At 72.3% G+C, this 25,102-nt stretch carries 22 protein-coding genes and 1 riboswitch; of the genes, 15 read left to right on the top strand and 7 right to left on the bottom strand.

Annotation, left to right across the window (positions count from 1 at the left end; translation table 11 throughout):
• Positions 1–29: 29 nt before the first annotated feature.
• The 4 genes from hutU (at position 30) to hutI (ending at position 5,609) form a co-directional block, all read left to right on the top strand.
• Complete coding sequence (hutU, locus tag IF47_RS0117405; RefSeq protein WP_031509729.1) at positions 30–1,724, top strand: urocanate hydratase; 1,695 nt, start codon at positions 30–32, stop codon at positions 1,722–1,724.
• An 80-nt stretch (positions 1,725–1,804) separates the two neighbouring features.
• On the top strand, positions 1,805–2,995 hold the full coding sequence (locus tag IF47_RS0117410; RefSeq protein WP_031509730.1) for an allantoate amidohydrolase: 1,191 nt from the start codon (positions 1,805–1,807) through the stop codon (positions 2,993–2,995).
• Positions 2,986–4,395: a formimidoylglutamate deiminase gene (locus IF47_RS0117415; RefSeq protein WP_078591909.1), complete on the top strand. Its 1,410-nt coding sequence runs from the start codon at positions 2,986–2,988 to the stop codon at positions 4,393–4,395. Before IF47_RS0117410 ends, IF47_RS0117415 begins: the two co-directional genes overlap by 10 nt.
• Positions 4,395–5,609: an imidazolonepropionase gene (gene hutI / locus IF47_RS0117420; protein WP_051717817.1), complete on the top strand. Its 1,215-nt coding sequence runs from the start codon at positions 4,395–4,397 to the stop codon at positions 5,607–5,609. Before IF47_RS0117415 ends, hutI begins: the two co-directional genes overlap by 1 nt.
• A 108-nt stretch (positions 5,610–5,717) precedes the next feature.
• Here hutI and IF47_RS0117425 read toward each other — a convergent pair whose 3' ends face one another.
• Complete coding sequence (locus IF47_RS0117425) at positions 5,718–6,644, bottom strand: RNA polymerase sigma factor SigF (RefSeq protein WP_031509733.1); 927 nt, start codon at positions 6,642–6,644, stop codon at positions 5,718–5,720.
• Positions 6,645–6,893: 249 nt separating this feature from the next.
• Here IF47_RS0117425 and IF47_RS0117430 point away from each other — a divergent pair, with 249 nt between their 5' ends.
• Both IF47_RS0117430 and IF47_RS0117435 read left to right on the top strand, forming a co-directional pair.
• Positions 6,894–7,277, top strand: a complete 384-nt coding sequence (locus IF47_RS0117430; RefSeq protein ID WP_031509734.1) for an STAS domain-containing protein — start codon at positions 6,894–6,896, stop codon at positions 7,275–7,277.
• 183 nt (positions 7,278–7,460) lie between these two features.
• Complete coding sequence (locus tag IF47_RS0117435) at positions 7,461–7,976, top strand: ATP-binding protein (protein WP_031509735.1); 516 nt, start codon at positions 7,461–7,463, stop codon at positions 7,974–7,976.
• Positions 7,977–8,238: 262 nt separating this feature from the next.
• On the opposite strand, the gene IF47_RS0117440 is transcribed toward IF47_RS0117435, so the two are convergent.
• Entirely contained in the window at positions 8,239–9,738 is a 1,500-nt protein-coding gene (locus IF47_RS0117440) for a peptide MFS transporter (RefSeq protein WP_031509736.1), read from the bottom strand.
• 410 nt (positions 9,739–10,148) lie between these two features.
• On the opposite strand from IF47_RS0117440, the gene IF47_RS0117445 reads away from it, so the two are divergent.
• Both IF47_RS0117445 and IF47_RS0117450 read left to right on the top strand, forming a co-directional pair.
• Positions 10,149–10,826: a response regulator transcription factor gene (locus IF47_RS0117445; protein ID WP_031509737.1), complete on the top strand. Its 678-nt coding sequence runs from the start codon at positions 10,149–10,151 to the stop codon at positions 10,824–10,826.
• A gap of 55 nt (positions 10,827–10,881) precedes the next feature.
• Positions 10,882–12,168 (top strand): ATP-binding protein, encoded by a 1,287-nt coding sequence (locus tag IF47_RS0117450; RefSeq protein ID WP_031509738.1) that lies wholly within the window; start codon positions 10,882–10,884, stop codon positions 12,166–12,168.
• Here IF47_RS0117450 and IF47_RS0117455 read toward each other — a convergent pair.
• Positions 12,097–12,612, bottom strand: a complete 516-nt coding sequence (locus tag IF47_RS0117455; RefSeq protein WP_031509739.1) for a GtrA family protein — start codon at positions 12,610–12,612, stop codon at positions 12,097–12,099. The two genes, IF47_RS0117450 and IF47_RS0117455, sit on opposite strands and share 72 nt — an antisense overlap.
• A 135-nt stretch (positions 12,613–12,747) precedes the next feature.
• On the opposite strand from IF47_RS0117455, the gene IF47_RS0117460 reads away from it, so the two are divergent.
• The 4 genes from IF47_RS0117460 (at position 12,748) to IF47_RS0117475 (ending at position 17,479) form a co-directional block, all read left to right on the top strand.
• Positions 12,748–13,887, top strand: a complete 1,140-nt coding sequence (locus IF47_RS0117460; protein WP_078591911.1) for a 5-(carboxyamino)imidazole ribonucleotide synthase — start codon at positions 12,748–12,750, stop codon at positions 13,885–13,887.
• Positions 13,884–14,432 (top strand): 5-(carboxyamino)imidazole ribonucleotide mutase, encoded by a 549-nt coding sequence (gene purE, locus IF47_RS0117465; RefSeq protein WP_031509741.1) that lies wholly within the window; start codon positions 13,884–13,886, stop codon positions 14,430–14,432. Before IF47_RS0117460 ends, purE begins: the two co-directional genes overlap by 4 nt.
• A 1-nt stretch (position 14,433) precedes the next feature.
• Positions 14,434–15,630 carry a dipeptidase gene (locus IF47_RS0117470; RefSeq protein ID WP_031509742.1) on the top strand — a complete coding sequence of 399 codons (1,197 nt, stop codon included), beginning with the start codon at positions 14,434–14,436 and terminating at the stop codon, positions 15,628–15,630.
• A 331-nt stretch (positions 15,631–15,961) separates the two neighbouring features.
• Positions 15,962–16,134: riboswitch (cyclic di-AMP (ydaO/yuaA leader) on the top strand.
• A gap of 4 nt (positions 16,135–16,138) precedes the next feature.
• Entirely contained in the window at positions 16,139–17,479 is a 1,341-nt protein-coding gene (locus IF47_RS0117475; RefSeq protein ID WP_031509743.1) for a transglycosylase family protein, read from the top strand.
• A gap of 176 nt (positions 17,480–17,655) precedes the next feature.
• Here IF47_RS0117475 and IF47_RS0117480 read toward each other — a convergent pair whose 3' ends face one another.
• Complete coding sequence (locus IF47_RS0117480; protein WP_031509744.1) at positions 17,656–18,039, bottom strand: VOC family protein; 384 nt, start codon at positions 18,037–18,039, stop codon at positions 17,656–17,658.
• Positions 18,040–18,149: 110 nt separating this feature from the next.
• Between IF47_RS0117480 and IF47_RS0117485 the strand changes: the two genes are divergently transcribed.
• Positions 18,150–18,755 (top strand): CGNR zinc finger domain-containing protein, encoded by a 606-nt coding sequence (locus tag IF47_RS0117485; RefSeq protein ID WP_051717818.1) that lies wholly within the window; start codon positions 18,150–18,152, stop codon positions 18,753–18,755.
• Here IF47_RS0117485 and IF47_RS0117490 read toward each other — a convergent pair.
• Entirely contained in the window at positions 18,752–20,092 is a 1,341-nt protein-coding gene (locus IF47_RS0117490) for a UDP-glucose dehydrogenase family protein (protein ID WP_031509746.1), read from the bottom strand. The genes IF47_RS0117485 and IF47_RS0117490 overlap by 4 nt on opposite strands.
• Before the next feature lie 170 nt (positions 20,093–20,262).
• Between IF47_RS0117490 and IF47_RS0117495 the strand changes: the two genes are divergently transcribed.
• The gene (locus tag IF47_RS0117495; protein ID WP_031509747.1) at positions 20,263–21,441 is read left to right on the top strand and encodes an acyl-CoA dehydrogenase; all 1,179 of its coding nucleotides are present in this window, start codon (positions 20,263–20,265) and stop codon (positions 21,439–21,441) included.
• Between the two features lie 132 nt (positions 21,442–21,573).
• Here the strand turns inward: IF47_RS0117495 and IF47_RS0117500 are convergent, their stop codons facing one another.
• Positions 21,574–22,755, bottom strand: coding sequence for an LCP family protein (locus tag IF47_RS0117500; protein ID WP_425423605.1), 1,182 nt, complete (start codon positions 22,753–22,755; stop codon positions 21,574–21,576).
• Between the two features lie 121 nt (positions 22,756–22,876).
• Between IF47_RS0117500 and IF47_RS0117505 the strand changes: the two genes are divergently transcribed.
• Positions 22,877–23,428 carry an acyl-CoA thioesterase gene (locus IF47_RS0117505; protein ID WP_031509749.1) on the top strand — a complete coding sequence of 184 codons (552 nt, stop codon included), beginning with the start codon at positions 22,877–22,879 and terminating at the stop codon, positions 23,426–23,428.
• Between the two features lie 45 nt (positions 23,429–23,473).
• Here the strand turns inward: IF47_RS0117505 and IF47_RS0117510 are convergent, their stop codons facing one another.
• On the bottom strand, positions 23,474–25,006 hold the full coding sequence (locus IF47_RS0117510) for an LCP family protein (RefSeq protein WP_106982590.1): 1,533 nt from the start codon (positions 25,004–25,006) through the stop codon (positions 23,474–23,476).
• Positions 25,007–25,102 lie beyond the last annotated feature (96 nt).

The raw sequence follows: 25,102 nt of genomic DNA on the forward strand, positions 1-25,102 counted from the left end.
GTGTCCAATTCACACGGAGGGCAGGGGTCATGACACAACCGTCGGAGCCGTCGGGACCGCGACCCGTGCGAGCGCCGCGCGGCACCACCGTGACCGCCCGGGGCTGGCAGCAGGAGGCCGCGCTGCGGATGCTGCGGAACAACCTCGACCCCGAGGTCGCCGAGCACCCCGAGAAGCTCGTCGTCTACGGCGGCACCGGCAAGGCGGCGCGCGACTGGCGCTCCTTCGACGCCATGGTCCGCACCCTCACCACCCTGGGGCCGGACGAGACGATGCTCGTCCAGTCGGGGCGCCCGGTCGGTGTGCTCACCACCCACGAATGGGCGCCGCGCGTGCTGATCGCCAACTCCAACCTGGTGGGCGACTGGGCGAACTGGGAGGAGTTCCGCCGCCTGGAGGCACTCGGGCTCACCATGTACGGCCAGATGACGGCCGGCTCCTGGATCTACATCGGCACCCAGGGCATCCTCCAGGGCACCTACGAGACCTTCGCCGCCGTCGCCGCCAAACGCTTCGGCGGCTCCCTGGCCGGGACGATCACCCTCACCGCCGGACTCGGCGGCATGGGCGGCGCCCAGCCCTTGGCGGTCACCATGAACGGCGGCGTCGCCCTCTGCGTCGACTGCGACCCGCGCGCCATCGAGCGCCGCATCGAACACCGCTACCTCGACGTCCGCGCCGACTCCCTCGACCACGCCCTCCGCCTGGCGACGGAGGCGCGCGACGCCCGACGCCCGCTGTCCATCGGCGTGTTGGGCAACGCCGCCGACGTGGTGCCGCGCCTGCTGGCCATGGGCGCCCCGATCGACGTCGTCACCGACCAGACCTCCGCCCACGACCCGCTGAGCTACCTGCCGTTGGGCGTCGACTTCGCGGACATGGCCTCCCACGCCGCCGAGAAGCCCGCCGACTTCACCACGCGGGCACGGGAGTCGATGGCCCGCCACGTGGAGGCCATGGTCGGCTTCATGGACGCCGGCGCCGAGGTCTTCGACTACGGCAACTCCATCCGCGGCGAGGCGGAACTCGCCGGCTACGAGCGGGCCTTCGCCTTCCCCGGCTTCGTACCCGCCTACATCCGACCGCTGTTCTGCGAGGGCAAGGGCCCCTTCCGCTGGGTCGCGCTCTCGGGCGACCCCAAGGACATCGCCGCCACCGACCGCGCCGTCCTCGACCTCTTCCCCGAGAACGAGTCCCTGGCCCGCTGGATCCGGATGGCCGGGGAACGCGTGCGGTTCCAGGGCCTGCCCGCCCGCATCTGCTGGCTCGGCTACGGGGAGCGGGACAAGGCCGGGGAGCGCTTCAACGACATGGTCGCCTCCGGCGAGATCTCCGCGCCGATCGTCATCGGCCGCGACCACCTGGACTGCGGCTCGGTGGCCTCCCCCTACCGCGAGACCGAGGCCATGCTCGACGGCTCCGACGCCATCGCCGACTGGCCGCTCCTCAACGCCATGGTCAACGTGGCCTCCGGCGCCTCCTGGGTCTCCGTCCACCACGGCGGGGGCGTCGGCATGGGCCGCTCGATCCACGCCGGTCAGGTCACCGTCGCCGACGGCACGCCGTTGGCCGGGGAGAAGATCCGCCGGGTGCTGACCAACGACCCGGGCACGGGCGTCATCCGCCACGTCGACGCCGGATACGAGCGCGCCGAGGAGGTCGCCGCCGAGCGCGGCGTCCGCGTCCCCATGCGGGAGGACGGCACGGACGGGAGCGCCGCGTGAGCCCCGACGCGCAGACCCCGCCGACCCCGCAGCCCCCGCCGACCCCGACGGTGTGGCGGAGGGGCGCCTCGTTCCAGGAGATGTGGCGGGACCTGCTCCCCGTCGGACGGTCCCCCGGCGGCGGCTACCGGCGCCACGCCTGGACGAGCGCGGACGCCGAGTGCCGCGCCTGGTTCCGGGAGCAGGCCGAAGCGCGCGGGCTGACGTACGAGGTGGACCGGAACGGCAACCAGTGGGCCTGGCTCGGCGACGAGGAGGCCGGGGACGCCGTGGTGACCGGCTCCCACCTGGACTCCGTGCCCGACGGCGGCGCCTTCGACGGCCCGCTCGGCGTGGTCTCGGCCTTCGCCGCGCTCGACGAACTCCACGAGCGGGGCACGCGGCCCGTCCGGCCGCTGGCCGTGGTCAACTTCTGCGACGAGGAGGGCGCCCGCTTCGGACCGGCCTGCGTCGGCTCCCGCCTGGCCACCGGCGCCCTCACCGCCGAGCAGGCCCGCGCACTGCGCGACGCCGACGGCGTCACCCTGCCGGAGGCCATGGAGCGCGCCGGACACGACCCCGACGCCATCGGCGCCGACCCGCGACGGCTCGCCCGTGTCGGCGCGTTCGTCGAACTCCACGTCGAACAGGGCCGCTTCCTCGCCGAGGCCCCCGGCGACCACCCGGTGGGCGTCGCCTCCGCGATCTGGCCGCACGGCCGCTGGCGGTTCGACTTCCACGGCGAGGCCAACCATGCCGGGACCACCCGGCTGGAGGACCGCCGTGACCCGATGCTGACCTACGCCAACACCGTGCTGGCCGCCCGGAAGAAGGCCCGCCTGGCCGGGGCGCTGGCCACCTTCGGCAAGGTCGCCGTGGAACCGAACGGCGTCAACGCCATCGCCTCCCTGGTGCGCGGCTGGCTCGACTCCCGCGCCCCCGACGAGGAGACCCTCGCCGCCGTCGTCGCCGAGGTCGAACGCGCGGCCGTCGAACGCGGCGCGCGCGACGGGGTGCGCGTCACGGTCGTCCGCGAGTCCTTCGCCCCCGTCGTGGAGTTCGACCACGCCCTGCGCGACCGTCTGGCCGCCCGGCTCGGCGGCGCGCCCGTGCTGCCCACCGGCGCGGGCCACGACGCGGGCGTCCTGTCCGCGGTGGTCCCCACCGCCATGCTCCACGTGCGCAACCCCACCGGCGTCTCGCACTCGCCCGCCGAGACCGCGACGGAGGACGACTGCGCCGCCGGAGTGCGGGCACTCGTCGCCGTACTGGAGGACCTGGCATGCCGGTGAACCCCACGCGCCCGACACCCCCTCGCCGAGCGGCCCCCGTGGAGCCCGAGGCCGTGTACTGGGCCGAGCACGCCTGGGTCGGCGGCACCGTCGAGCCGGGCACGGTGATCGAGACGGCCGGCGGCCGGATCACCGCCGTCCGCACCGGGGCGCCCACCCCGCCGGACGGCGCCGAGCCGCTGCGCGGCCTGACCCTGCCCGGACTGGCCAACGCCCACTCCCACGCCTTCCACCGCGCCCTGCGCGGCACCGCCCAGATCGGCTCCGGCACGTTCTGGACCTGGCGCCGGGTGATGTACTCCGTCGCCGACCGCCTCACCCCCGAGAGCTACTCCGCCCTCGCCAGGGCCGTGTACGCCGAGATGGCGCTGGCCGGCATCACCTGTGTGGGCGAGTTCCACTACCTCCACCACGCGCCCGGCGGCACCCCCTACGACGACCCCAACGCCATGGGGCACGCCCTGATAGCCGCCGCCGCCGACGCGGGCATCCGCATCACCCTCCTGGACACCTGCTACCTGGCCTCCGGCCTCCTGGACGAGCGCCGCGGCAAGGCCCTCGACCGCCACCAGCTCCGCTTCGGCGACGGCACCGCCGCGGCCTGGGCCGAGCGGATCGACGCCCTGGCGCCGGCGGGGGACCACGCCCGGGTGGGCGCGGCGATCCACTCGGTGCGCGCCGTGCCCGCCGCCGAGCTGGGCACCGTCGCCGAGTGGGCCCGGGGGCGGGGCGCTCCCCTGCACGTCCACCTCTCCGAGCAGCCCGCCGAGAACGACGCGTGCCTGGCCGTCCACGGCCGCACGCCCACCCGCCTCCTGGCCGACCACGGCGTGCTCGGTCCCGACACGACCGCCGTCCACGCCACCCACCTCACCGACGCCGACACCGCACTCCTCGGCGGGACCCGCACCCGGGTGTGCGTGTGCCCCACCACCGAACGCGACCTCGCCGACGGCATCGGCCCGGCCGTCGACCTGATGCACGCGGGCTCGCCGCTGTGCCTGGGCAGCGACAGCCACGCCGTGATCGACCTGTTCGAGGAAGCCCGCGCCCTGGAGCTGAACGAGCGGCTGCGCAGCCGGACCCGTGGCCACTGGACCGCCGCCCAACTGCTGCGCTTCGCCGGGGAGTCCGGGCACGCCGCCCTGGGCTGGCCCGAGGCCGGACGGTTGGAGGCCGGTTGGCTCGCCGACTTCACCACGATCGCCCTGGACACGGTGCGCACCGCCGGGCCCCCGCCCCGGCTGGCGGCCCAGACCGCGGTGTTCGCGGCGACCGGCGCCGACGTACGCCACACGGTCGTCGGCGGTCGCCATGTGGTCCGCGACGGGGTACACCGGAGCGTGCCGGACGTCCCCGCGGCCCTGGCGGACGCCATCCAGCAAGGAGTCTCCCGCTGATGACCACCACCACGACCGCCCCCCTCGGCGCCGAGACCAGCACCCTCGTCACGGGCGTCGCCTGCCTGGTCACCAACGACCACGACACCGTCGAGGGGGCCGAGGACGGTCTCCTCGGCGTGGTCCGCGACGCGGCCGTCGTCATCGAGGGCGACCGCGTCGCCTGGGTCGGCCGGGCCGACGGGGCGCCCGCCGCCGACAGCCGTGTGGACGTGGGAGGCCGGACGCTGCTGCCCGGCTTCGTCGACTCCCACTCCCACCTGCTCTTCGCCGGCGACCGGACCGAGGAGTTCGCCGCCCGCATGTCGGGCCGCCCCTACACCGCCGGCGGCATCCGCACCACGGTCGAGGCCACCCGCGCCGCCGACGACGAGCGACTCGCCGCCGGCCTCGTCCGCCACGTCCGCGAGGCGCTGCGCCAGGGCACCACCACGCTGGAGACCAAGTCCGGCTACGGCCTCACCGTCGAGGACGAGGCCCGCGCCCTGCGGATCGCCGAGGAGCACGTGGACGAGGTCACCTACCTCGGCGCCCACGTCGTCCCGCCCGAGTACGCGTCCGACCCGGACGGCTACGTCGACCTCGTCACGGGCCCGATGCTGGACGCCTGCGCCCTCCACGCCCGTTGGGTGGACGTCTTCTGCGAGCGGGGCGCCTTCGACGGCGACCAGGCCCGCGCGATCCTCACCGCAGGGATCGCCCGCGGCCTGGTCCCGCGCGTCCACGCGGGTCAGCTCGGCCCCGGCCCCGGCGTCCGGCTCGCCGTCGAGCTCGACGCCGCCTCCGCCGACCACTGCACCCACCTGACCGACGCCGACGTCGACGCGCTGGCGAACAGCCGCACGGTCGCCACGCTGCTGCCCGGCTGCGACTTCTCCACCCGCGCGCCCTACCCGGACGCCCGCCGGCTGCTGGACGCGGGCGTCACCGTCGCGCTCTCCACCGACTGCAACCCGGGCTCGTCGTACACCAGTTCCATGCCTTTCTGCGTCGCCCTCGCCGTTCGGGAGACGGGCATGACGCCCGAGGAGGCCGTCTGGGCCGCGACCGCGGGCGGTGCGGCGGCCCTGCGCCGCATCGACATCGGGCGCGTGACGCCCGGTGCGCGCGCCGACCTCGTGCTCCTGGACGCCCCGTCGTACATCCACCTGGCCTACCGGCCCGGCGTCCCGCTGGTGTCGGCGGTCTGGCAGCGCGGCGTCCGCGTGGTGTGACTTTTCCCACGCCCCGGCGCCGTGCCCGGAGACGACCCGGGCCGCCCCGGTGGAAGCCGGGGCGGCCCGATCGGGTCGACACGAGTCTCGACGGGGAAGTGGGGGAGATCACTCCTCGGCCAGCAGCCCCTTGCGAAGTTTGGCCAGCGTCCGAGAGAGCAGACGGGAGACATGCATCTGCGAGATCCCGAGCTCTTCGCCGATCTCGGACTGGGTCATGTTCGCCACGAAGCGCAGCGAGAGGATTCTGCGGTCACGGGGCGAGAGTTCGGCGATCAGCGGCTTGAGGGACTCGACGTACTCGATGCCCTCCAGCCCGTGGTCCTCGTAGCCGATGCGGTCCGCGAGGGCGCCCTCCGTCTCGTCCTCCTCGGGCTGGGCGTCGAGGGAGCTGGCGGTGTAGGCGTTGCTGGCCGCCATCCCCTCGATCACCTCGTCGCGGGAGATGCCCAGCCGGTCGGCCAACTCGCCGACGGTGGGGGAGCGGTCGAGCTGCTGCGCGAGCTCGTCACCGGCCTTGGCCAGGTCGAGGCGGAGTTCCTGGAGGCGGCGCGGGACGCGCACGGACCAGGAGGTGTCGCGGAAGAAGCGCTTGATCTCGCCGACGATCGTCGGCATCGCGAAGGTCGGGAACTCGACCCCGCGTCCGATCTCGAAGCGGTCGATGGCCTTGATGAGCCCGATGGTGCCGACCTGGACGATGTCCTCCATGGGTTCGCTGCGGGAGCGGAACCGGGCGGCGGCGAACTTCACCAGGGCGAGGTTGAGCTCGACGAGGGTGTTGCGGACGTACGCGTACTCGTGCGTGCCCTCCCGCAGCGTCTCCAGACGCTCGAAGAGGGTCTTGGACAGGGCTCGCGCGTCCAGCGGCCCCACCTCGTCGTACGGAGGGATGTCGGGGAGCCGGAGCCGTCCGGAAAGGCGTTCGGCCTGTTCCGGGCTCACCTCCGGAAGCCCGTTCCCTGTCTGTTCGGGCGAGACGATCGACGACGCGGTGGGCGATTCGTCGAGCCGGGGTGACATGGTGTCCTCCATCATTCTCGGCATATGGCTGCCGAAGCCGTTCCTGCACTACGGGGTGCGGCGCCTCCAAAGCCGACGTGTGTTTTCGTGGTTTCTCCTACGCCTACCTGCTCCTCGGGGGGCATGGCAAGTGGTGGTTGTCCGAATATGACCCAATGTGCTGGTTGTGCGGCTACCGGTTGCGGCGGTAAAGGCGTAGGGTTCGAACGTCCATATTCCGACGGCAGTGATCGGCCGCTCGACGAACGTGAAGGGGTGTGCATGGACCGCGGGATGCCCGGCAGCACCAGCCACCGGGGCCGGCTGACGGTCGACGTGGAGCGCCACGGCGCGAGTCTGGTGGTGACGCCGGACGGCGAACTCGACCACCACACCGCCGATCTGTTGCGCGAGCCCTTGGAAGGCGCGCTCGAGGACGGCTGCAAGCTGGTCGTCGTGGACTGCTCGCGGCTGGAGTTCTGCGACTCCACCGGGCTCAACGTCCTCCTGGGCGCCCGGCTGAAGGCCGAGGCCGCTGGCGGGGGAATCCACCTGGCCGGAATGCGACCGGTCGTGGCACGTGTGTTTGAGATCACGGGTGCCGACGGCGTGTTCGTCCTGCACGAGACGCTGGCCGACGCGCTGAAGGAAACGGCGCAGTCCTAGGGCGTCCGCCCACCCGCCCTGGTCCCGTGACCAGAGTGTTACGCGGAGAATACGATTCCAGCGGAATCAAAGGGTGTTCTCCCGGCTCGTCCGGGCAGGAGACTCCCTGAAATGCCCCCGAAACAGTTGTCCGCGGACCGAACACGAACCGACGAATTGGTCAATCGGTGAGGTGAAGCACTGATGAGCACCACCCGGCCGCAACCGGCGGGCGAGCGCGGCCCCGAGCCGGAGGGCACGGCCGCGACCGCAGCCGCCCCGGTCGGTCAGGTGCGCGAGATGCGCCAGGTTCGACGGTTGCGGCTCATGGGGGCCGGTGGAGCCGTGCCGCGCGCCCGTGACTTCACCCGTCAGGCCCTCCACGACTGGGGATGGCTGCCCGCCGCCACGGCCGAACAGCGCGCCACGGCCGAGGACGCCCTGCTCGTGGTCTCCGAACTGGTGACGAACGCCTGCCTGCACGCCGACGGACCCGAGGAGGTCCGGATAGGTTTCGGCCCCAAGCTGCTGCGGATCGAGGTCGCCGACCGGGGCGCCGGCCTGCCCTCGCCCCGCACCCCGCACCGCCCCGGGCGTCCCGGCGGGCACGGGATGTTCATCGTCCAGCGCCTGTGCCTGGACTGGGGCGTGGTGCGCAACCCCGACGGAACGGCCGGGAAGACGGTCTGGGCCGAACTGGCCGGCCCGGACGCGGACTGAGCCGCCGGCGCCCTCACCGGAGCGCGCACGATCCTCACCGCCGGGTCCCCGCTCGGGATCCGGCGCAGTCGTGTCCGGGGCGGGTCCGAAGCGCCGCCCCGGCCCTCCTCCGTGGCCCCGTCCCGTCCTCCCTCCGCCCGCCCGGAGGGACGACCACGCGGAAAACGAGCCGGCCCCGGTCCTGTCACAGGACCGGGGCCGGCTCGTTCCGTCCCGTCCGCGGGGCCGGGTGGGGAGGGCCCCGCGGACGGTGTCCCGAGGGTTACTGCACCCCGCTCATCAGGGCACGGATCCGCTTCCCGGCGGTCATGAAGGCGAAGCCCGCGACCACGGCGACGACGCCCCACATGGTGTAGTAGGCGGCGTCCCCCATCGGCTTGTTGAGCTGGGTCGCCCAGCCGTTGAGGGCGTTGCCGGTGGCGGTGGCGAGGAACCACAGGCCCATGATCTGACCGACGAACTGCCGGGGGGCCAGCTTGGTCGACAGGGACAGGCCCACCGGGGACAGGCACAGCTCGCCGACCGTCTGGAGCAGGTACACGCCCAGCAGCCAGAAGACGGTGACCTTGCCGGTCTCGCTGTTCGCCGCGGCGGCGCCCGCCAGACCCATCAGGCCGAAGGAGCCGCCGATGAGCAGCATGGCCAGCGAGAACTTCATCGGGGCGCTGGGCTCGCGGTTGCGCTTGGCCAGCCAGACCCACAGGCTCGCGAAGAGCGGCGCCAGGACGATGATCATGAACGGGTTGACCGACTGGAACCACGAGGCCGGGAACTCCCAGCCGCCGATCATGCGGTCGGTGTCGTTGTCGGCGAAGATCGTCAGCAGCGAGCCGGACTGGTCGTAGATCATCCAGAACAGCACGGCGGTGACGAAGAACCACACGAACGCCTTGACGCGCGGCCGGTCCTCGCCGGTCAGCTCCGGATTGCGGAACATCGACACGAAGTACAGGATCGGCACGACGACGCCGAGGACGGCCAGGAAGTTCACCACGTGCTCGATGTCGTAGGTGCCCAGGGCCACGTCGATCAGCAGCGCGGCGAGGGCCAGACCGGCCCACAGCGCGGCCTTGCGCAGCACGGAGCGCTTCTCCTGCGGCGTGGCCGGGGTCCCCGGGTACCGGCCGACGTCGCCGAGGTGGCGGCTGCCCAGGACGTACTGGACGACGGCCAGGGTCATGCCGACGCCGGCGACGGCGAAGCCCAGGTGCCAGTTGACGTTCTCGCCGAGGTAGCCGACCACCAGCGGCGCGAACAGACCGCCGATGTTGATCGACATGTAGAAGATGGTGAAACCGGCGTCGCGACGGGCGCTGGGCTGCCCCTCGTAGAGACCGCCGACCATCGCCGAGATGTTCGGCTTGAGCAGACCGGTGCCGACCGCGATCAGGGACAGGCCGATGAAGAAGGCCACGTCGGACGGGATCGCCAGCGTGTAGTGGCCCGACGCGATCACGATGCCGCCCACCAGGACCGCCTTGCGGGCCCCCCAGAGACGGTCGGCCACCCAGCCGCCGGGCATCGCGGCCATGTAGACGACGGCGTTGTAGACGCCGTAGATCGCCGCGGCCAGGGCCTCACGGCCTGCGAGCGGGCCCTCGAGGACGCCCGCGATCAGGTAGAGGACGAGGATGGCGCGCATCCCGTACCAGGAGAAGCGCTCCCACAACTCCGTCATGAAGAGCGTGGCCAAACCGCGGGGGTGGCCGAAGAAGGTCTTGTCGGACGCGCCGACGGAGTCCTTCGTGAGACTGGACGCCATGGTGGTGGTTCCTTGCTCGGTCGGGACGCGTGCGATGGGGTGCACACGCGCCCGGGGCGGTTGGTCGGCCCCGGTCCGCGCCCCCACCCCGTGCGCGTCCGGCTCCGGCCGACAGGTCCTTGGGCGCTGCCACACGGCCGGGCCCGGACGGACCGGCGTCCCGGCCGGGAAGCCCACGAGGGGTTCCTCGGCTTGTTCCGGCGAAGAGAGCCCTGACACGACCTGTGCGCGTCAAAGGCCGCCGCTCCTGGACAAACGCCTAGGTCAGAGTACGTCACGTCGAACCGGACACAGGACGGGTACCCCGAGCACGGAGGCGCATTTCACATTCCGGCCGGGGACCGCGACCGGGACCGCACCGGTCCCGCGCACCCCTCCGAGGACGTCGCCACGAGGTCTACCATCAGGCCATGACCCGAGTACTGCTCGCCGAGGACGACGCCTCCATCTCGGAGCCGCTGGCCCGTGCCCTCCGCCGTGAAGGGTACGAGGTCGAGGTGCGCGACAACGGCCCCGACGCCCTGGAAGCCGGAGAGCGCGGAGACGTCGACCTGCTCGTGCTCGACCTCGGTCTGCCCGGCATGGACGGACTGGAGGTCTGTCGCCGGCTGCGCACCGGGGGGCACACCTTCCCGGTCCTGGTGCTGACCGCCCGCGCCGACGAGGTGGACACCGTCGTCGGCCTGGACGCCGGCGCCGACGACTACGTCACCAAGCCGTTCCGGCTGGCCGAGCTGCTCGCCCGGGTGCGGGCCCTGCTGCGGCGCGGCGCGGTCGAGCCCGCCCAGCCCCCCGCGACCCACGGCGTGCGCATCGACGTCGAGTCGCACCGGGCGTGGATGGGGGACGAGGAGCTCCAGCTCACGGCGAAGGAGTTCGACCTGCTGCGGGTGCTGGTGCGCGACGCGGGCCGCGTCGTCACCCGCGAGCAGCTCATGCGCGAGGTCTGGGACACCACCTGGTGGTCGTCGACCAAGACCCTCGACATGCACATCTCCTGGCTGCGCAAGAAGCTCGGCGACGACGCGGCCAACCCCCGCTACATCGCCACGGTCCGCGGCGTCGGCTTCCGCTTCGAGAAGGACTGACCGCACCCGGGGACCGGCCGGTCCCCGGGACACCTGGAAGGGCTGAGGCCGAGCCGTGCGCAGACGACTGATCAACTCCACGCTGGCCGTGGTTCTCGTCGTGATCGCCGTCTTCGGGATCTCGTTGGTCATCGTCGAGACCCGCACCATCGAGGGGAGCGCCCGCGAGAGCGTCCGCTCCGACGCCGCGCGGCTGGTCTCGGTCGTCGAGAGCCGCCTGGTCGCCGAGGAACGGGTGACGGCCGAGTCCATGCGCACCCAGGTGCCCGGGGATCGTCACGTCCGCATCGAGCTGCCCGGCCGGCCCTCCATCGAGCTGGGCGAACGTCCTGACGGCGATGTCATCGAGGGGCACGCGACCGGCGCCGACGGCCTGTCCGTCACCGTCCGACTCCCCAGCAGCGAGGTCCGCGCCGAGGTGGGCCGGACCTTGCTGATCATCCTGGCGGTGTCGCTGCTCGCGGTGATCGCCGCGGTGCTCCTGGCGGTGCGGCAGGCCCGCCGGGTCGCGGCCCCGCTCACCGACCTCGCCGAGACCGCCGAGCGGCTCGGCTCCGGCGACCCGCGCCCCAGGCACCGCCGCTACGGCGTGCCCGAACTGGACCGGGTGGCGGACGTGCTGGACGCCAGCGCCGAGCGGATCGGCCGGATGCTCACCGCCGAGCGCCGGCTGGCCGCGGACGCCTCCCACCAGCTCCGCACCCCGCTGACGGCGCTCTCCATGCGGCTGGAGGAGATCGTCACGGCGGCCGACGCCGCCGACGCCGCGCCGACCACCGACAAGACCGCCACCGCCACCATCCGGGAGGAGGCGATGATCGGCCTGGCCCAAGTGGAGCGGCTGACCGACGTGGTGCAGCGGCTGCTGACCAACTCGCGCGACCCCCGCTCGGGCTCGGCGGTGGGCTTCGACCTGGACGAGGTGGTCAAACAGCAGATCGAGGAGTGGCGCCCGGCCTACCGCAAGGCCGGGCGGGCCATCGTCCGCTCCGGCCGGAAGGGCATGCGGGCGGTGGGCACCCCCGGCGCGGTGGCGCAGGTGCTCGCCACGCTCATCGAGAACGCCCTGATGCACGGTGACGGCGCGGTCGCCCTGCGCACCCGCATCGCCGGCAACCAGGCGGTGATCGAGGTGACGGACGAGGGACCGGGCGTCGACCCGGCGTTGGGCGCGCGGGTCTTCGAGCGCACGGTCAGCGGGCGCAACTCCACGGGGTTGGGCCTGGCCGTCGCCCGCGACCTGGCGGAGGCGGACGGCGGCCGACTGGAGCTACTTCAGCAGCACCCGCCGGTCTTCGCGCTCTTCCTCAGCCGCGACACCGACGACCCGGCCGCCGGCTGAACCGCCGCGGAAGACCCAGGTGCGGTAGGACCAGAAGCGGAAGACGGTGGCGATGCCGAGCCCCACGACGTTCTTGGCGATGTTGTCGGCGAGCGGCGAGGTGAAGCCCAGACCGTAGTGCGAGATCGCCAGGGCGCCGTTCTCGATCACCAGGCCGACGCCGCTGAACAGCAGGAAGAGCCCGGCCTCGCGGGACATCCCGCTCTTGTCGCTGTGCCGGTACGTCCAGTAGCGGTTGCCCAGGTAGTTGGTCGCGATGGCCACCGCCGTGGCTATCACCCCCGACCGCACCGGGGCCAGGTCCAGACCTCGGATGCAGAGGTTGAAGACCGCGACGTTGACGAGGAAGCCCAGGGCGCCCACCGTGCCGAACTTGGCGGCCTCGCGTCGGAGCCGCCGGAGGCGGGCGCCCAGTGCGCACCGTTCGTCCTTGGAGATCCCCATGGAGAAGCGCTGCCCCGTTCCGCCGGCCCACGCCGGCCGTGTGTCGGCTTCCGTGGCCCGCCATGCTATCCGCGGCGGCGGCCACGGCTCTACGCCGGACGGGGTACCCCGCCGTTCGGTGGATAGGCTACGACCGTGACATTTCCTGTGATCGGCATGGTCGGCGGCGGTCAGCTCGCGCGGATGACCCATGAGGCGGGCATCCCCCTCGGAGTCAGGTTCAGGCTGCTCAGCGACACCCCACAGGACTCCGCGGCCCAAGTGGTCCGCGACGTCGTCGTCGGCGACTACCGCGACCTGGACACGCTGCGTGACTTCGCCCGGGGCTGTGACGTGATCACCTTCGACCACGAGCACGTCCCGACCGAGCACCTGCGCGCCCTGGAGGCGGAGGGCGTCCCGGTGCGGCCCGGCCCCGACGCGCTGGTCCACGCCCAGGACAAGGGCGTGATGCGGGCGCGGCTCACCGAGATCGGCGTGCCGTGCCCCCGGCACCGCATCGTGGCGGACCCGGCGGACGTGGCGCGGTTCGCGGACGAGGTCGGGGGTTGGCCGGTCGTCCTCAAGACCGTCCGCGGCGGCTACGACGGCAAGGGCGTGTGGCTGGTGGGCTCCGAGGAGGAGGCGGCCGACCCCTTCCGGGCGGGCGTGCCGGTGCTGGCCGAGGAGAAGGTCGACTTCGTCCGCGAGCTGGCGGCCAACGTGGTGCGCTCCCCGCACGGCCAGGCCGTGGCCTACCCGGTGGTGGAGTCGATCCAGGTGAACGGCGTCTGCGACACCGTGATCGCCCCGGCCCCGAACCTCTCCTCAGAACTGTCCGGCCGGGCCCAGGAGCTGGCCCTGACGGTGGCCCGTGAGTTGGACGTCGTCGGACACCTGGCGGTCGAGCTGTTCGAGACCGGCGACGGCCGCGTCCTGGTCAACGAGCTGGCCATGCGCCCCCACAACAGCGGCCACTGGACTCAGGACGGCGCGGTCACCTCGCAGTTCGCCAACCACCTGCGGGCCGTCCTCGACCTCCCGCTCGGCGACCCGCGCCCGCGCGCGCCGTGGACGGTGATGGTCAACGTGCTCGGCGGCGACTACCCCGACATGTACCAGGGTTACCTGCACTGCATGGCCCGCGATCCGCGGTTGAAGATCCACATGTACGGCAAGGACGTGAGGCCCGGCCGCAAGGTGGGCCACGTCACCACCTACGGCGACGATCTGGCGGACGTCCGCGAGCGTGCCGCCCACGCCGCCGCCTACCTGCGAGGGACCATCACCGAATGAGCAGCTCCCCCGAAACCGCCGCCCCCGTCGTGGGCATCGTCATGGGCTCCGACTCCGACTGGCCCGTCATGGAGGCCGCGGCCAAGGCCCTGGACGAGTTCGAGGTCCCCTACGAGGTGGACGTGGTCTCCGCGCACCGGATGCCGCACGAGATGATCGCCTACGGCGACCGGGCCGCCGGCCGCGGGCTGAAGGCGATCGTCGCGGGCGCCGGGGGAGCGGCCCACCTGCCGGGCATGCTGGCCTCCGTCACCCCGCTGCCGGTGATCGGCGTGCCGGTGCCGCTGTCGCACCTGGACGGCATGGACTCCCTGCTGTCCATCGTCCAGATGCCCGCCGGGGTCCCCGTCGCCACGGTCTCGGTCGGCGGCGCCCGCAACGCCGGGCTGCTCGCCGTGCGGATGCTGGCGGCTCACGACCCGGACCTGCGGGAGCGGATGGAGCGCTTTCAGGCGGAGTTGAAGGAACAGGCCGAGGAGAAGGGGCGCCGGCTGCGGGCCAAGGTCGCCGCGGGCGACGCGGGCTTCGGCTTCGGGGGGAAGTGAGGTGGCCCACACCGATGAGTCGCGGGAGCGGGCCCGCGCGCTGCTGGCCGCCCACCCCGTCGTCGACGGCCACAACGACCTGCCGTGGGCGCTGCGCGAGCAGGTCGCCTACGACCTCGACCGGCGCGACATCGCGGCCGACCAGTCGGCCCATCTGCACACCGACATCCCGCGGTTGCGGGCGGGCGGGGTGGGGGCGCAGTTCTGGTCCGTCTACGTGCGCACGGACCTGACCGGCGACGCCGCCGTCAGCGCCTGCCTGGAACAGATCGACGTGGTGCGGCGACTGGCCGACCGTTACCCGGACGACCTGCGCCTCGCCTTCACCGCCGACGACATGGAGGCGGCCCGCGCCGAGGGCCGCATCGCCTCCCTGATGGGTGCCGAGGGCGGCCACTCCATCAACAACTCCCTCGCCACGCTGCGCGCCCTGTACCGCCTGGGGGTGCGCTACATGACGCTCACCCACAACGACACCATCGACTGGGCGGATTCGGCCACCGACACCCCCCGCCACGACGGACTGACCCGTTTCGGCGAGGAGGTCGTGCGGGAGATGAACCGGCTGGGGATGCTGGTGGACCTCTCCCATGTGGCGCCCGCCACCATGCGCGACGCGCTGCGGGTCTCCACGGCGCCCGTGATCTTCTCGCACTCCTCCGCCCGCGCGGTGTGCGACCACCCGCGCAACGTCCCCGACGACGTCCTGGAGAGCCTGGCGGCCAACGGCGGTGTGGCGATGGCCACATTCGTGCCGAAGTTCGTCCTCCCCGCCGCCGTCGCCTGGACCGAGGCGGCCGACGAGAACATGCGCGCCCACGGCCTGCACCCCCTGGACGGCACGGAGAGGGGCCGGGAGGTCCAACGGGCCTTCGAGGAGGCCCATCCGCGCCCGATCGCGACGGCGGCGACGGTCGCCGACCACCTGGACCACATGCGCGAGGTCGCGGGCATCGACCACATCGGCATCGGCGGCGACTTCGACGGCACGGCCTTCACCCCGTCCGACCTGAGCGACGTGTCCGGATACCCGAACCTGGTGGCCGAGTTGCTGGACCGCCGTTGGTCCGAGACCGACCTGGCCAAGCTCACCTGGCGGAACGCCGTGCGGGTGCTCCGTGACGCGGAGGCCGTCGCCAGGGACGAACAGGCCCGGCGCGGCCCGTCGATCGCCCGCATCGAGCAGCTCGACGCGTGACGCGGACAACAAAACCGCCTCCGGTGACGCACATCACGAGCGGGGCCTCCACGATCGTCGCACTCCGTGCGGCCGGAGGCCCCGCTCCGTCATTCGCGCTGGTCGAGCGCTCGCCTGAAAGCCCGTCAGGGAACGAAGATCGTCGCTCTGGGAGACGGTCCCGTGGCCCAAGGTCACAAATGAGACGTAGGCAATAGCTGTGAAACGGGCGTCCGGTGACCCATCGGCTTGTAGCGGCGGAAACGATGTGTTTACGGTTCTGGCCGCGTCGCACGAACGTGCGGCGGCCCGCTGTCGGTACGCCGAATCCTGCCGACGGCAGCGGGCTGGACCATCCACACCGCCATTGGCAGGAGCGGGGGACCCAAGGTAGGCGCCGGACCGTGTCCGCACGGGACGGCTTGGGGTGAAGCCGTGTCACGACCCGAACGTCGTGGCCCACACGGCCGGGCAACTCCAGCCCGAACCCGACAGCTCACCTCGCAGGCGTAGGAGAAGGAGCCCCCCTATGTCCGCACGCGGACGTCATCGTCGTGCCCGTAACAGCCGCCTCACTCGCCTGACCCTGGCCATCTCGGTGGGCGGCGCCGGTGTGGCCCTGCCCCTGATCGCGACCGGCAACGCCAACGCCGCCTCCGTCGACACCTGGGACCGGGTCGCGCAGTGCGAGAGCACCGGCAACTGGAACATCAACACCGGCAACGGCTTCTACGGCGGCCTGCAGTTCACGCAGAGCACCTGGGAGGCCTTCGGCGGCACCCAGTACGCCCCGCGCGCCGACCTGGCCACCAAGGACCAGCAGATAGCCATCGCCGAGAAGGTCCTGGACGGTCAGGGCCCGGGTGCCTGGCCGGTGTGCTCGGTCAAGGCCGGTCTGACCAAGGGCGGCCCCGCCCCCGCCGTCTCCCCCGACGGTGAGAACAAGGCGAGCGAGCGGCAGGCCCCGGCCGCCCAGGAGCAGCGGAAGGCTCCCAAGGCCGAGGCGCAGCCCGAGAAGACCCAGAAGCCGCAGAAGGCCGAGAAGCCCGTCCAGCAGGCCCAGCCGGAGCGGGCCGACCGCGCCGAGCGCGCCGGGAAGTCCGGCGAGACCACCTCGTACCGGGTCGTCGGCGGCGACACCCTGTTCAAGATCGCCGCCGCCCACGACGTCGACGGTGGCTGGCAGCGGATCTACGAGGACAACCGCCAGGTCGTCGGCGACGACCCCAACCTGATCTACCCGGGTCAGAAGCTCTCCCTGGGCGGCGTGGCCGTCCAGCAGAAGGCCGCCGCCAAGCCGGAGGCGAAGGTCGAGCAGAAGGCCGCCCCGAAGGTCGAGCAGAAGGTCGAGCAGAAGGCCGCTCCGAAGGTCGAGCAGAAGACGGAGAAGGCCGAGACCGACTCCAAGCCCGTCCAGCGGTCGACCGAGCGGGCCGACCGGAGCGCCGGCGCGTCCACCAACGTCTCCAGCGGCTACACCGCCCCGGTGAACGCCGCTCCGTCCGGCTCCTACAAGGCCGCGGGCGCCCGCTGGTCCAACGGCCACACCGGCGAGGACTTCCCCGCCGGCACCGGCACCGTGGTGAAGGCCGTCACCAACGGCACCGTGGTGTCCGCCGGTTGGGGCGGCGCGTACGGCAACCAGGTCGTCATCCGCCACGACGACGGCCGCTACAGCCAGTACGGCCACCTCTCGGCGATCTCGGTCGGCGCCGGCCAGAAGGTCACCGTCGGCCAGCAGATCGGCGCCGTCGGCTCCACCGGCAACAGCACCGGCCCGCACCTGCACTTCGAGGTGCGCACCGGCCCCGGCTACGGCTCCGACATCAACCCGCTGGCCTACCTGCGGGCCAACGGCGTCAACATCTGAGCCGAGTCGACCGGTCCGACACGGACCGTGTGACCCCCTCTTCGAGGACAGCGCGAGGCGGGCGGGGCGCGGAGTGTTCCCACACTTCGCTCCCCGCCCGCCTTGTCCTTTCCGCGGCCCCCGCTTCCCCGGCCTGCCCTCGCCGTTCCCCCGCAGCCGGGTCGGTCGCCGCCGGGTCAGTCGACGCAGAGGCAGAAGGGGTGCCCCGCCGGGTCCCGGTAGACCCGGAAGTCGCGCTTGCCGCCGTCGTCGCCCTCGAGGAGTTCCGCCCCGAGTTCCAGCACCTCCCGCTCGGCCGCGTCCAACTCCTCCCGCGGCACGTAGAAGTCGAGGTGGAACTGCTGGGAGCGCTCGGCGCTCGGCCACGTGGGCGGCACGTGGCCGGGGGCCTCCTGGAAGGCCAGCGTCCGGCCTTTCAGCTCGCCCGAGTCGAACGTCACCTCGATCCAGCGCCCCTCGCCCTCGACCTTCCCGCCCAGCATGCGCGCGTAGAAGTCGGCGAGCCTCCCCGGCTCCGGGCAGTCCAGTACGACGACGGCCCCCAACGCGGTGATGGCCATGGTGCTTCCTCCTGTGCCGTGGTGTCCGTATCCGAGCCTCGTTACCCCTTGAAGCAAGCAACCGGTAACGAGTTACCTCATGATGGCCCTAAGGCGGTAACGTGGCAAGGGTGGAACAGCCCGAGGAGCGAGATCCCACACCACCGGCGCTCCGCCTGGTGCGGGACCTGATCAACACCCTGGACGTGGGGGCGGGCACCGACGCCCTCGCCACCCCGGACGGCCTCGCCGCGTTCGCGCACGACCACGGGTTGACCGGACTCGGACTGGACAAACGCGATGTCCCGGACGTCGTCCGGCTGCGGGAGGGGCTGCGCGCCGCCTGCCTGGCCCACACGGGCGCGACGGCGCCCGAGGAGGCGGCGGCCGACCTGGCCGCGCTGCTGCGCCGCGCACCGCTCGTCCTGGCCGTCGACGAGGAAGGGACGGCGTCACTCGGACCCGCCGACGTCCTCCCGGGCGCCGCGGCGTTCACCGCCCGGATCGCCGTCGCCGTCGCGACCGCCGCCGGCGACGGGACCTGGAGCCGCCTCAAGGTGTGCGAGGCGCACGACTGCCGCTGGGCGTACTACGACAGGAGCCCGGCCGGCCGCAGGCGCTGGTGCACCATGGCCGTCTGCGGCAGCCGGGCGAAGATGCGGACGTACCGCGCGCGGCGGTCGCCCGGGAACCGGGCCCCGGGAACGGGGAGCCCCGGCGAGGAGACGGGCGGCTAGGCCGTCGGACGGCCCAGCGCGCGGAAGGACCAGCCCGCCTTCCGCCACAGCTCCGGATCGAGGGTGTTGCGGCCGTCCAGGATGCGCCGCCGGGCCACGGACTCGCCCAGCACCTGCGGGTCCAGCTCCCGGAACTCGCGCCACTCCGTCAGGTGCAGCACCACGTGCGCGCCCCGAACCGCCTCCGACGCGCTGTCGGCGTACCCCAGGGTGGGGAAGACCCGTCGGGCGTTCTCCATCCCCTTGGGGTCGTAGACCGTCACCTGGCCGCCCTGGAGGTGGATCTGCCCGGCCACGTTCAGCGCGGGCGAGTCCCGGACGTCGTCGGAGTCGGGCTTGAAGGTCGCCCCCAGCACCGCCACCCGCTGCCCCAGGAAGGTGCCGCCGACCGTCTCGCGGGCCAGCTCCACCATGTGGGAGCGGCGACGCATGTTGATCGAGTCGACCTCGCGGAGGAACGTCAGCGCCTGGTCGGCGCCCAGCTCGCCCGCCCGCGCCATGAACGCCCGGATGTCCTTGGGCAGGCAGCCACCGCCGAAGCCGATGCCGGCGCGCAGGAACTTCCGCCCGATCCGGTCGTCGTACCCGATCGCCTCCGCCAGCTTCACCACGTCGCCGCCGGCCGCCTCGCAGACCTCGGCCATGGCGTTGATGAAGGAGATCTTGGTCGCCAGGAAGGAGTTGGCCGCCGTCTTCACCAGCTCGGCGGTGGGGAAGTCGGTGACGACGAACGGCGAACCCTCCGACACCGGCTTGGCGTACACCTGGCGCAGCAGCTCCTCCGCGCGCTCCGAGCGCACCCCCACCACGATGCGGTCGGGGTGGAGGGTGTCCTCGACCGCGAAGCCCTCGCGCAGGAACTCCGGGTTCCACGCCAGCTCCGCCGCCTCGCCCGCCGGGGCCAGCTCCGCCAGCCGCCGCGCCAGCCGGTCCGCGCTGCCGACCGGCACGGTCGACTTCCCGACCACCAGGGTCGGCCGCGTCAGGTGCGGGGCCAGCGAGTCCACCGCGCTGTCCACGTAGGACATGTCACAGGCGTACTCGCCCTGCTTCTGGGGAGTGTTCACGCAGACGAAGTGGACGTCGCCGAACGCGCCCACCTCCTCCCAGGAGTCGGTGAAGCGCAGCCGCCCGGTCGAACCCTCCACACCGACGACGTGGCGGCGCAGCAGCTCCTCCAGTCCCGGCTCGTACATCGGGGCCCGCCCTTGGGTCAGAGCCTCGATCTTCTCGGGCACCACGTCCAGGCCGAGCACCTCGAAACCCAGTTCGGCCATGGCGGCGGCGTGCGTCGCGCCGAGGTAGCCGGTGCCGATCACGGTGATTCTGAGGGACATGGAGTGCTCCCGGGAGAAGGGCGAGGTGCTGCCCGCGAGCATAACCGGCCGTGTCGTGGCCAGTGTCGGCAAAGTCATGTATCCAGGGGGGAGCCTTGGGGGAGGGCCCCGCACTAGAATCGTGTTACTTAACGGTAGTTAGCAGAACCGCACTCAGGGAGTGAGACACCGTGGCGGGATCGACCGACTTCGACCTCTACCGGCCGTCCGAAGAGCACGAGATGCTCCGCGAGTCGGTGCGCTCGCTCGCCGAGGCGAAGATCGCACCCTTCGCCGCCGAGGTGGACGAGCAGGGCCGCTTCCCCCAGGAAGCCCTGGACGCCCTGGTCTCCAATGACCTGCACGCCGTCCACGTGCCCGAGAACTACGGCGGCGCGGGCGCCGACGCCCTCGCGACCGTCATCGTGATCGAGGAGGTCGCCCGCGTCTGCGCCTCCTCCTCCCTGATCCCGGCGGTCAACAAGCTCGGCTCGCTCCCGGTGATCCTCTCCGGGTCCGAGGAGCTGAAGCGGAAGTACCTCGCCCCGCTCGCCAAGGGCGACGCGATGTTCTCCTACTGCCTCTCCGAGCCGGAGGCCGGCTCGGACGCCGCGGGCATGAAGACCCGCGCGGTACGCGACGGCGACGCCTGGGTCCTCAACGGCGTCAAGCGCTGGATCACCAACGCCGGCGTCAGCGAGTACTACACCGTGATGGCCGTCACCGACCCCGAGAAGCGCTCCAAGGGCATCTCGGCCTTCGTGGTGGAGAAGGGCGACGAGGGCGTCTCCTTCGGCGCCCCGGAGAAGAAGCTCGGCATCAAGGGCTCCCCGACCCGCGAGGTCTACTTCGACAACGTCCGCATCCCCGCCGACCGCATGATCGGCGAGGAGGGCACCGGCTTCGCCACCGCGATGAAGACCCTGGACCACACCCGCATCACCATCGCGGCCCAGGCCCTGGGCATCGCCCAGGGGGCGCTGGACTACGCCAAGGGCTACGTCAAGGAGCGCAAGCAGTTCGGCAAGGCCATCGCCGACTTCCAGGGCGTCCAGTTCATGCTCGCCGACATGGCGATGAAGCTGGAGGCCGCCCGTCAGCTCACCTACGCCGCCGCCGCCCGCTCCGAGCGCGTCACCCTGGGCGCCGACGGCAAGTCCGAGGGCCTGACCTTCCACGGCGCCGCCGCCAAGTGCTTCGCCTCGGACGTCGCCATGGAGATCACCACGGACGCGGTCCAGCTCCTGGGCGGCTACGGCTACACCCGCGACTACCCGGTCGAGCGGATGATGCGCGACGCCAAGATTACGCAGATTTACGAGGGCACGAACCAGGTCCAGCGGATCGTGATGTCCCGCAACCTGCCGTGAGGCTCCGTCCCACGCCGTGACCGAGGCCCGGGGACGCCCCTGCTCCGGGGTGTCCCCGGGCCTTCTCCGCTCTGCCACGGCCCGGACCGGGCGGACGGTCCGGGCCCTGCCCACCGGCGGGGCGAGGCGCGGTCAGTCGCTCCCGACCGTGACCTTCTCGCCGTTCTTGAGCTGGCCGACCAGCAGCTTGACCTTCTCCATGTCCCACTTGAGGGAGCCCTGCGGGGCGCTGCCCGCGATCGGCATGTTCATCGAGGTGCCCTCGCCGCCCGTGACGTCCTTCATGGCCCAGAACATCGAGGCGAGGTCGAACAGGCCCATGTCCTCGTCCACGATCAGGGTGTCCAGGCCCGCGCTCATCGTCGGGTAGAGCCTGAAGGGGTTGAGGACGGTGGAGGGAGTGGCCGTCTGGTTCGCCAGGGCGGCCAGGAACTTCTGCTGGTTCTTGGTGCGCTCCAGGTCGCTGCCGGCCTCGTAGCGGTTGCGGACGAAGGCCAGGGCCTGGGCCCCGTCGAGCGTCTGACGGCCCTTCTTGAAATCGGCTCCGGACTTCTCGTCCTTGATGTCGCGGGGGATGTCCAACTCCACGCCGCCGACCGCGTCCACGATCTCGGCGAAGCCGCCGAAGCCTATCTCCGCGTAGTGGTCGATGCGCAGACCGGTGTTGTACTCGATCGTGCGGACCAGCAGGGGAGCGCCGTCCATGGAGTACGCCGCGTTGAGCTTGCGGGCGCCGGGCGAGGGGAAGGTCTTGCCGGTCTCGGAACCGGTGAACTCCGGGATGGTGACCCACGAGTCGCGCGGCAGGGAGATCATCGTGGTCCCCTGGCCACCGACGTGGAGGAGGATCATCGAGTCGGTGCGCTTGCCCCCGGCCGAGCCGGTGCGCAGCTTCTTCCGCTCCTCGGAGGACAGGCCCTCGCGGCTGTCGGAGCCCACGATCAGATAGGTGGTGCCCTCGCCCTCCTCGGGTCTGTCCTGCACGATGCCGAGGTCGACCTCGCGACGCAGCTTGGAGTCGGCCCAGAAGTAGGTGCCGACCGACCACACGAGCACCACGACGAGGAGGGTGATCAGACCGACCTTGATCCGCCGGCCCCAGTCGACGGGACCGGCGCCGCCGGGGCCCGGATCCCCGGGACCGAAGCCGCCGCGGCCCGGGCCGCCGTAACCGGAACCGGCGTACACCTGGCCGGTGTTGTAACCGGAGTCGTAGCCCGCGTAACCGCTGTGGCCGCCGCGCTGGTCGGTCGGCATGACACGGGTCGGGTCCGGGCGGGGGCCGGCGCTTCCGCCGTTGGGCCAGTCAGTCATGGAAGGCAGTGTGCACGCTCCCCACGGGTGAGGCACAGACGGGGGAACGGAACGGGGGTGCGGCTGTTGCAGAGATGATGCATTGGGGGGCCGCCGGGGGCGGGCGCATAGGCTGGAGGACATGACCATTCAGGCCCAGGCGCCCGGGCACGAACTGCCGGGCAAGCCCACGTCCGTGTCCCGCATCACCCTGTCCCGCATCATGACGGCGGGCGACACCAACCTGCTCGGCACCGTCCACGGCGGCGTGATCATGAAGCTGGTCGACGACGCGGCGGGCGCGGTGGCGGGGCGGCACTCGGGCGGGCCGGCGGTCACGGCGTCGATGGACGAGATGGTCTTCCTGGAGCCGGTCCGGGTGGGCGATCTGGTCCATGTGAAGGCCCAGGTGAACTGGACCGGCCGGACCTCGATGGAGGTCGGCGTGCGGGTGATGGCCGAGCGCTGGAACGAGTCCACCCCGGCCACCCGGGTCGCCTCGGCCTACCTGGTGTTCACCGCGGTGGACGAGAGCGGCAGGCCCCGGCCCGTGCCGCCGGTGATCCCCGAGACCGAGCGGGACGAACGGCGCCGCCAGGAGGCGCAGATCCGGCGCACCCACCGACTGGCCCGCCGCCGGGCGATCAAGGAACTGCGCGACCGGCGGACGGCGGAGGGCATGCTCGACGACTGAGACCGCGTCCGGGCCCGGGGGAGGGGCCGGACGCCGGACACCGGGTCAGGAACACGCGACCTCGTCGCCCGTGACCGCCGGCGCGCGCCGCTCGGGCTCCGGGGACTCCTCGTCCTCCGCCGGCTCGGTGGGGGCGGGGCGCGGCCGTACCCTCCGCACCTGGTTGTGGTCCGTGCCGACCGTCACCTCCAGCACCCGCCCCTGGCCCTCGACCTTCTCCAGTCGGGCGCCGGGGAGCGCCGCGGCCAGGGCCCGCGCCGAGCGGTCCCACTCGGGGTCGTAGCGGACGACCGTCTCGCGCATGTCCTGCCGTTCGGCGGCGCGCGGGGTGCCGGTGGTGTCGAAACCGGTGGCGCGGAGTTCCCGGTCCACCCACGCGCCGAGGTTGGCGACCGTGGTGCCGTTCTCGACCTGGACGCGGACCGTCCTCGGGTCCACCTCGACCGGCAGGGGCTCGGACGGCGTGGACCTCCCCTCCCGGCCGGCCTGCTCGCCGGGCCTCTCCGGGTTCTTCGCGCCCACCGTCCCGGAGGCCGTCAACGGGCGGTCCCGGCGGAGCGCGGCGAACATCCGCTCCGCTTCCTCGTGGTCCCAGAGCACCGTCGAGCCGACGCCCGGCACGGCGTGGTCGGGGTCGGCGACCGGTACCGAGGCGAACTCCGAGGAGGCGGTCGTGAAGCCCCGCATGGCCCGTGCGAGGGCGAGCAGCTCGTCGGCGCCGAAATTCGGGTCGGCGCGCACCGAGCCGAGCAGCGCGGAGACCACCCGGTTGAGCCTGGCGGGGTTCACCAGCACCCCGCTGTGGGCGGTCTCGTCGATGACGGAGGCCAGGAAGCGCTGTTGACGTTTGATCCGGCCGAGGTCGCCGTCGGGGTCGAGGTACCGGGCGCGCACGTACTGCAGCGCCTGACCGCCGTTCAGACGGGTGGTGCCGGCCGGCAGGTCGAGGCCGCTGCGGCTGTCGTGCAGCGGCCTCGGGGTGCACACCGGCACCCCGCCCAGGGCGTCGACGGTGCGCATGAAGCTGGTGAAGCCCACCTCCAGGTAGTGGTCGACGCGCACCCCCGTCATCTTCTCGACGGTGCGGACGGTCAGGCTCGGGCCGCCGATCGCGTAGGCGGCGTTGATCTTCCCGGTGCGGTCGGCGCGCCGCTCCCCGGTGGCCGGGTCGGTGTGTTCGGGGAACTCGGTGTAGGAGTCGCGGGGGATGCTCACCACGCTGGCCCGGTCCCGGTCGGCGGAGAGGTGCACGAGCATGATCGTGTCGGTGCAGTTGCAGGGGGTGCCGCCGAGGGAGTAGCGCTGTTTCTCCTCCTCGGTGACGGTGTCGCGGTCGTCGGTCCCGACGACCAGGAAGTTGGTGCCGCCGCCGACCGCGGGCCGGTGGCTGAGCCCGCGGAAGGGGTCCACCCGTTCCAGCCGGGTGTCCAGGCGGCTGACCACGGCCTGGCCGATGCCGCTGGTCACCAGCACCAGCGCCGAGACGGCCGTGGCCGTCCGCATGCCCCAGCGGGACAGGACGCTCCGCTTGGGCCGCGGGCGGGCGTGGCGGCCGCGCTGACGGGACCGTGCGGGCATCGGAGAACCACCTCCGTGGGGTGGGGGCCGGGAAGGGGCCAACATAGGCCCATACGATCTACGGACCGCGGCCACACGCCGCCTTCGGTCCGCGGC

The sequence above is a fragment of the Streptomyces megasporus genome (assembly GCF_000718985.1).
GTDB classification, from domain to species: Bacteria; Actinomycetota; Actinomycetes; order Streptomycetales; family Streptomycetaceae; genus Streptomyces; species Streptomyces megasporus.

What these genes read in the sequence shown, in the direction of transcription:
- IF47_RS0117425 (WP_031509733.1), bottom strand. Translation starts at nt 6,644, where the DNA reads ATGGAGGACACCATGTCACCCCGGCTCGACGAATCGCCCACCGCGTCG.
- IF47_RS0117410 (WP_031509730.1), top strand. Translation starts at nt 1,805, where the DNA reads ATGTGGCGGGACCTGCTCCCCGTCGGACGGTCCCCCGGCGGCGGCTAC.
- IF47_RS0117430 (WP_031509734.1), top strand. Translation starts at nt 6,894, where the DNA reads ATGGACCGCGGGATGCCCGGCAGCACCAGCCACCGGGGCCGGCTGACG.
- purE (WP_031509741.1), top strand. Translation starts at nt 13,884, where the DNA reads ATGAGCAGCTCCCCCGAAACCGCCGCCCCCGTCGTGGGCATCGTCATG.
- IF47_RS0117445 (WP_031509737.1), top strand. Translation starts at nt 10,149, where the DNA reads ATGACCCGAGTACTGCTCGCCGAGGACGACGCCTCCATCTCGGAGCCG.
- IF47_RS0117415 (WP_078591909.1), top strand. Translation starts at nt 2,986, where the DNA reads ATGCCGGTGAACCCCACGCGCCCGACACCCCCTCGCCGAGCGGCCCCC.
- hutU (WP_031509729.1), top strand. Translation starts at nt 30, where the DNA reads ATGACACAACCGTCGGAGCCGTCGGGACCGCGACCCGTGCGAGCGCCG.
- IF47_RS0117475 (WP_031509743.1), top strand. Translation starts at nt 16,139, where the DNA reads ATGTCCGCACGCGGACGTCATCGTCGTGCCCGTAACAGCCGCCTCACT.
- IF47_RS0117490 (WP_031509746.1), bottom strand. Translation starts at nt 20,092, where the DNA reads ATGTCCCTCAGAATCACCGTGATCGGCACCGGCTACCTCGGCGCGACG.
- IF47_RS0117480 (WP_031509744.1), bottom strand. Translation starts at nt 18,039, where the DNA reads ATGGCCATCACCGCGTTGGGGGCCGTCGTCGTACTGGACTGCCCGGAG.
- IF47_RS0117440 (WP_031509736.1), bottom strand. Translation starts at nt 9,738, where the DNA reads ATGGCGTCCAGTCTCACGAAGGACTCCGTCGGCGCGTCCGACAAGACC.
- IF47_RS0117505 (WP_031509749.1), top strand. Translation starts at nt 22,877, where the DNA reads ATGACCATTCAGGCCCAGGCGCCCGGGCACGAACTGCCGGGCAAGCCC.
- hutI (WP_051717817.1), top strand. Translation starts at nt 4,395, where the DNA reads ATGACCACCACCACGACCGCCCCCCTCGGCGCCGAGACCAGCACCCTC.
- IF47_RS0117455 (WP_031509739.1), bottom strand. Translation starts at nt 12,612, where the DNA reads ATGGGGATCTCCAAGGACGAACGGTGCGCACTGGGCGCCCGCCTCCGG.
- IF47_RS0117510 (WP_106982590.1), bottom strand. Translation starts at nt 25,006, where the DNA reads ATGCCCGCACGGTCCCGTCAGCGCGGCCGCCACGCCCGCCCGCGGCCC.
- IF47_RS0117500 (WP_425423605.1), bottom strand. Translation starts at nt 22,755, where the DNA reads ATGACTGACTGGCCCAACGGCGGAAGCGCCGGCCCCCGCCCGGACCCG.
- IF47_RS0117435 (WP_031509735.1), top strand. Translation starts at nt 7,461, where the DNA reads ATGAGCACCACCCGGCCGCAACCGGCGGGCGAGCGCGGCCCCGAGCCG.